Source organism: Terrimonas sp. (assembly GCF_003075435.1).
Lineage (GTDB): Bacteria > Bacteroidota > Bacteroidia > Chitinophagales > Chitinophagaceae > Agriterribacter.
In genome coordinates, this window is sequence record NZ_QCZJ01000024.1 from 78,564 (window position 1) to 85,760 (window position 7,197).

At 40.8% G+C, this 7,197-nt stretch carries 3 protein-coding genes; 1 reads left to right on the forward strand and 2 read right to left on the reverse strand.

The features are described 5' to 3' along the window. Positions 1-45: 45 nt before the first annotated feature. Entirely contained in the window at positions 46-3,117 is a 3,072-nt protein-coding gene (gene secDF, locus DC498_RS20640; RefSeq protein WP_116876058.1) for a protein translocase subunit SecDF, read from the reverse strand. Positions 3,118-3,385: 268 nt separating this feature from the next. On the opposite strand from secDF, the gene DC498_RS20650 reads away from it, so the two are divergent. After that, positions 3,386-5,503, forward strand: a complete 2,118-nt coding sequence (locus tag DC498_RS20650) for a choice-of-anchor tandem repeat GloVer-containing protein (protein WP_116876060.1) — start codon at positions 3,386-3,388, stop codon at positions 5,501-5,503. A gap of 51 nt (positions 5,504-5,554) precedes the next feature. Here the strand turns inward: DC498_RS20650 and DC498_RS20655 are convergent, their stop codons facing one another. Beyond that, a complete protein-coding gene (locus DC498_RS20655; RefSeq protein WP_116876061.1) occupies positions 5,555-6,934 on the reverse strand; it encodes an MFS transporter in 1,380 nt (459 codons plus the stop codon). Positions 6,935-7,197 lie beyond the last annotated feature (263 nt).

Genomic DNA, 7,197 nt, shown 5'->3' on the forward strand with positions numbered 1-7,197 from the left:
AAACCCCGGCAAAAGGCGCCGGGGCTTATATAATCAAACTATCAGTTAAGAATGTGCTGCCTTGGCAGTAGTTGCTGCTGCTGATTTGGTTTTCGCTCTCGCCTTAATCTCTTCAGGCGTTAATTTACCCAATGGTTTATCTTTTGCAAAATCAACCAGTATTGGCGCTGCCACAAATATTGATGAATAAATACCGGTGATCACACCTATCAGCATCGCGAAAGAAAATCCTCTTGTTACTTCACCACCAAAAATAAACAGTACCAATACCACGATCAATACCGTTACCGAAGTCATGATGGTACGGCTGAGGGTATCATTGATCGCCGCATTGATGATTTTTGATTTACTTTCTCCATGCATGGTTTTACTGTATTCGCGAATACGGTCGAACACGATAACCGTATCGTTCATTGAGAAGCCAACCACCGTTAAAATAGCAGCGATAAAATGCTGATCTATTTCAAGCGGGAAAGGCATTATGTGACGCAGGAATGAGAATACCGCCAATGTTACAAACACGTCATGCACCAGTGATATAATGGTTCCCAAAGAAAATCTCCAGTCGCGGAAACGCACAAAGATATACAGGAAGATAAGTATGATCGATACAATGGTTGCAGTAACAGCACCTCGTTTCAGGTCTTCAGAAATGGAAGGTTGCACGCTTTGAGAACTTTGTAAATATTTCTTTTTGAATTCCGCATGCGTTGTTCCTTCAGCAAGAAAAGGTTTCAACCCATTAAATACAGTCATCTCAACCAGTGAATCAGCAGTACGTGAAGGGTTTTCTTTTTGGAAAGATGTTGTAATATTTAATGTGCGGTTATTCCCTACTGTTTTTACAACAGGGAACTCGCCGAGCGGAGCATGTAACGCATCTTTTACAGTAACCTCTTTTTGTGGCTGATCAAAATGAACAGTATAGCTACGTCCGCCTTTATACTCAACACCTTCATCAAACCCATAAAAGAAAGAACCGATGCCCAACAGCAACACCACAACAGATATTCCGTATGCTACTCTGCGGGATTCCACAAATTTGAAATGCGCCTTTTTAAATATAGCTTTTGAGAGCTTGGTAAAGTATTCAAAGTGACGTCCTTTTTTATTTGTCCACCACTCAGATACCAGTCTGGCTATAAGGATACCGCAGAACAGGTTAAGCACAACAGCAATAATTTGTGTTGTTGCAAACCCTTTGATTGGTCCCATACCAAATACATACAAGATAATCGCGGTAAGTAAAGTAGTTACGTGCGCATCCAAAATTGGCGGAAGCGAACGGTTATAACCATGATCAACAGCGGTAGCGTAACTTCTTCCCCAGGTAATTTCTTCTTTTATACGCTCAAAGATGATCACGTTTGTATCAACAGCCATACCAATTGCCAATACCAGGGCCGCAATACTTGCGGAAGTTAATGTAGCACCAAGTCCGGCCAACACTCCAATAGTGAAAAGCAGGTTCAATATTAAGGTGATATTGGCTACCCAGCCGCTGGTATTATAATACAACAACATGAGTGCAAAGATTACTACAAAGGATATAATGAACGACATTGCACCGCCTTTAACGGCTTCAGCGCCTAAAGTTGGCCCTACCATTTGTTCCTGCACAATTCTTGCAGGTGCGGCTAACTGTCCAGACTGTAAAATATTAGCAAGGTCAGATGCTTCTTCTACGCTGAAGCTACCGGATATCTGGGAGTTACCATCGAGGATAGGATTAATGACATTGGGTGCGGAATATACCACATTATCAAGTACGATAGCAATAGGCTTGTTTACATTGGCACTGGTAAGATCACCCCATTTTTTTGTGCCTTGTTTTGTCATGCGGAGCGATACTGCGGGTCTGCTTCTCTCATCATAGGAGATCATTGATTCTTCCACATCATTACCCTCAAGCGGAGCTTTATCGCCTTCACGCAGCTTCAATGCATATAAAGGCACAAAAGAAGCACGTCCTGTTTCTGTTTTAGGTGCAATACCATACGCAAACTTTACGTCAGCAGGAAAAATATCTTTTGCTGTTTCAAAATTTGTGCTAAGTAAAGCAGTATCTTTTGTAGCAACATAAGCAAGGGCTGCTTCTCCCTGCTGGGCTCCCTGCAATAATCCTATAATTGTATTTGCAGGTGTAGCAGCAGCAGTTGCTTCAGTTGCAGTATCTGTTTTATTCAGATCACCTAAAGAAAGCGTCTTTGTTGTATCTGTTGGAGCAGAAGCTGTTTGAGTGCTGTCAATTGTTTTTGCCGTGGTATCTGTGCCTTTCGCGGTTTGTGATTCACCGGATTTTTTCAACATTTCTTCAGCCTGTAAAAAAGAGGATTGAAGTTCGCTGCCACTATATACTTCCCAAAACTGGAGGTTAGCAGTTGCCTGTAATATTTTACGTACTCTTTCAGGATCATCTTTCACGCCCGCAAGCTCCACGCTGATGGTTCCTTTGCGGGGATCAGGATTAATATTAGGCTGCGCTACACCAAACTGGTCGATACGTTTTGTTAATACGCGGAAAGTATTCTGGAACGCTTCGCCAGCCATTGTTCTCAGCTTTGAAATAACCTGCGCGTCAGAATCTTCAAGCTTGATATTCCTTTGACCTGCGTTTGCAAATAAGCCGGATAATGCCCCGGAAGGATTAACTTCTTTGTATGCCTGTGCAAACAAACCGATAAAATCGGCATCGGTTGTACCTTTACGCTGAGATGCTAATTCAAGTGCTTTATTTAAGGATGGATCTTTAGGATTATTAGATATTGATTTCAATAAATCCTGCAATTCCACTTCAAGCGTTACACTCATACCACCCTGTAAGTCCAGCCCAAGGCTTAATTCCTGTTCTTTTGCTTTTTCATAACTGGTAGCACCACCTATACCATAAGTAACAGTTGTTGATTTTGTACTATCTAACAAACGCTTTAAGCGTGTGTTATAAGCAGAATCCTTAGCTTCCTGTGAAGCTCCGCTAAAATTGCTGTTAACCCAGTTTTGGGCTTTAGCTTCCATCTTTCCTTCATGGTTGTGAACCGCCCAGGTAAAATGCAGTTGGTAAAGGGAAATGGCAATCAACAAAGTCGCAAAAACAGTAACCAAACCTTTCAGTTGCATACAAGTAACCTTTTTACAAAAATTTAAAAATTGGGGGCAAAGATAGGGTTTCAACCTGAATTTATGGCATAAAAAGAAAGCTGAAAAAAAGGCGGTTTTACCGGACTGCTGACAATGCGAAAACCTGGAGTATATCCGGTATATCGGTAGCTTTGACAGTATAATATTTTATATTTGGCTGACTTTTCTTCTTTAATCCAATCTTGATTAACTTCTTCTGGTTCCGTGTGCCTTTTACCATTATCTGCAGCACTAAACCTCACGACATATGAAAAAAGTATTTACGATTGCAACAGCCCTGGTTTTAAGTTTTCAACTCTCTTATGGCCAGGGCGTAAAACAGTTTTGGACTACAACCTTTGAGGATCAATATCCCGACGTAGCCGGACTTATCATTAGCTTTGATTCAGTTGGAAATAATTTTCAAAAACGCCATGAATTTTTATCCCCCCCTCCAGCTATTCCTTTATCGTTGAATTATTATAATGGAAAATTTTACAGCATAGTAGGAGAAGTTGGAAACTTTATTGAATATGATCCTTTAACAAACCAGCGTGACACTATTGGTCAACTTGCCGGCTCAGAAATTGCTATACCTGTGTTCAATGCCATGACCATGAAAGATGGTGTATTTTATGGTGTGAGTTCACGCAGTATCGATGAAGTTAATATTAATAAAGGTTACATATATACATTGGATCCTGCGACACATGAGTTTACGATAAAATACGAGCGTACAGAGGATTTACCTACAGATGCAATGATCGAAAAAAATGGGAAATGGTATGGGCTTTGCTGGGGAAGCATTTTTGAATGGAATCCGATAAACAACGAGTATACCACGAAAATTAACTTTCCAAATCTCCCATCCTTCCCCGAGGGTGATATGGTTTTGTGGGGCGACAAGTTTTACGGGGTGTGGTCAAGCAGTTGGAGTGAAGATACTCTTTATAATGGTTGCTTGTTTGAATGGGATCCGGTAAGCAATGACTTTATCGTTAAATATGATTTCAGTATTCCGGAAGACGGATCAGGCACTTTGGGAAAGCTCGTTGAAATGAACGGTAAATTATATGGCACCACTTCCCGTGGCGGAGCAGATGATGCAGGAGTTCTTTTTGAATTCGATCCTGCAGCTATAAGTAATGGCTATAGCAAAAAGGCAGATCTCACTCCTTACAACAGTGGTGCAACCAGAGGATTAAAGGCTTCTTCAGCGGGCAACCTGTACGGATACAGAAATGGGGCTATCTTCGAATGGAACTCAATTACCGGTGAATTAAGCAATAAAACGGAACTGCCATTAGCTAATACCGAACTGCTGCTGGTTTCAGCCCCGGTAGCTTTGCCCACACCGGGAAATTGTGAAAACTATCCCACTGTTCAGGTTGACCAGGCTAACAACAACAGGTGGATACCCATTACCGATAGCAAAGGCGATGTGCTGGCAGAAATACAGCCCAATGAAAACAACCTTGGAACAATTAATGTAGAAGCTTATATACATAATGGGACAATTCGTAAAGACGGGCAGGGACATCCTTATCTTGATCGTAATATCACCATTACCCCACAAAATACCACCATCACTGATCCTGTGGAACTCAGGCTCTATATTACAAAAGCTGAGTTTGAAACATTGAAAGCCGATCCTGCTTCGGGCATTACTGATATCAGCGATCTTGCCATTTTTAAAAGTACTGATGCCTGTTCAGGTGCGCTTATCACCAGCGCCTTACCTATACCTACTACGTATGAAGATTATGAGTTCGGCTATGTACTGAAAGCTTCCGTTAGCTCTTTCTCTACCTTCTATTTTTCCAACAGAACTTTTGAAGCACTACCACTGCAGTTTATTGATTTTACTGCCATTCAAAAAGGCGGTGATGCATTACTGCAATGGATAACCGAAAATGAAGTGAACACCAAAGACTTTGCTGTTGAAAAAAGTATGGATGGCGTACACTTTACAAGCATTGGCAATGTTGCAGCTAAAAATACTACGGGTAAACAAAGCTATAACTTTACAGATAAAAACATTGACCAGTTAAATACAGGTACTGTCTACTATCGCTTAAAACAAAATGATATTGATGGCAATACTGATTATAGCAAAACAGTAAGCATACGTTTAAGTAATGCCGCTTCATTAAAGTTAAGCCCTAACCCTGCAGGCAGTGTAATTAATCTTACATATAAAAAGACAACGGGCAACAATGCTATTGTTCAAATTATTGATGCAGGTGGTAAAAAAGTGCTGGAACAAAGGCTCAGTGCACAAACCGCTAACCACAAAATAAATATCAATGCGCTTGCCAAAGGTGTGTATTTGATCAGTGTGATTGATAACGGTGAAAGATTGATAACTAGGTTTGTGAAGCAATAACCAATCATAATAAAAATAAAAACGATTGGGATTACCTGGTCGTTTTTATTTTTATTTAAGCTTCTTCACCTCACCCGGATCATACACATATATCACACTAACAGCAGCACAAAGCATAAATACTCCAGACATCACCAGGGCATAAATGGGCTGGTTATTATAAACGTATTTTACTATCGGCCCGCCGATAATACCATTTACAAGTTGGGGTATGGTAATAAAAAAGTTGAATATACCCATATATATACCCATTTTACCTGCCGGAATTGAACCGGATAATATTACATAAGGCATGGCCAGTATGCTAGCCCATGCTATACCTATGCCAATCATAGGCAGAATCAGCATATTGGGGTCACTAATGAAATAGATAGCTATTAAACCTATGCCGCCGCAGGTTAATGAAAAGGCATGCGTTAATTTTCTGCCGATCCTGGCAGCAATTAAAGGTAACAGTAATGCATACACAGCAGAAACGCCACTGTATACGCTGAATAGCAGCCCCACCCAATCGCCGGCACTTCTGTATGTATCAGAACTTTTATCATCTATTGATAAGCCATAAGTGTGTGTTGCTACTGCATCATTTGTAAATACCCACATACCAAATAATGCAAACCAGCTAAAAAATTGTACTAATCCTAACTGCTTCATGGTTTTGGGCATTCGGGCAAAGTCTTTAAATATTAGCCCTAACCCATGATGCGCATCTGCATCATCAGGCTTACCATGATATTTTTCATATTCAGCAGGAGCATATTCCTTTGTTCCGAAAATAGTGACCAGTATAGCGCCAATAAATACTATAGCGCCAATATAAAATGCCCATTTTACATTTTCTGCTACAACGCCTTCCGCTGCAGTGTTATGCACACCAAACCATTTGGTAAGTATAAATGGAAATGCAGAACCCGCTACAGCACCAACTCCAATCAAAAATGTCTGAACAGAAAACCCGGTGGTTCGTTGCGAGTCGGGAAGATTATCAGCTACCAATGCACGAAAAGGTTCCATGGCAAGATTAAAACAGGCATCCATGATCATCAGCATGCTTGCTCCTACCAATAATGCCGGCGCTATTGCGGTAAATAAAGACGCATTTGGCATCAGGCAGAGCGCTATGGAAGAAAGTATTGCGCCTGCAAGAAAAAAAGGCTTTCTTCTTCCCAGGCGATTCCATGTTCTGTCGCTGTAATGACCAACAATTGGTTGAACGATCATGCCTACCAACGGAGCAGCCAGCCAAAACCAGGAAAGATGTTCCACATCTGCACCAAATGTTCTGAGTATACGTGAAGCATTTCCATTCTGTAATGCAAAAGCAAACTGGATACCGAGGAACCCAAAACTCATATTAAATATCTGCCGGTAACTTAACGCGGGTTTGGGTATCAGTTCCTGTTTAGCGGAAGTATTGTTTCCCCCTGCCATAACTATCGTTTTAAATAACAAGCAGGATAGCGAAAGCTATCCTGCAAAATTAATTTACTGCGTAATGAAACATATTTGCCGGAGCAACAGCATTTATCGCCTGCCTGCCGTTTCACACGGCTCAAAGCCCATAGCCGTGTCATGTCCTGAAAAAAGTAGACACTATTACTACTATTACCCTTTTTCTTTTTTTTGTTACTTTTTTTCTTTTTACAATCCACATTTTAATTGTGGATTATTATAAACTTATTTGATTTACAGCT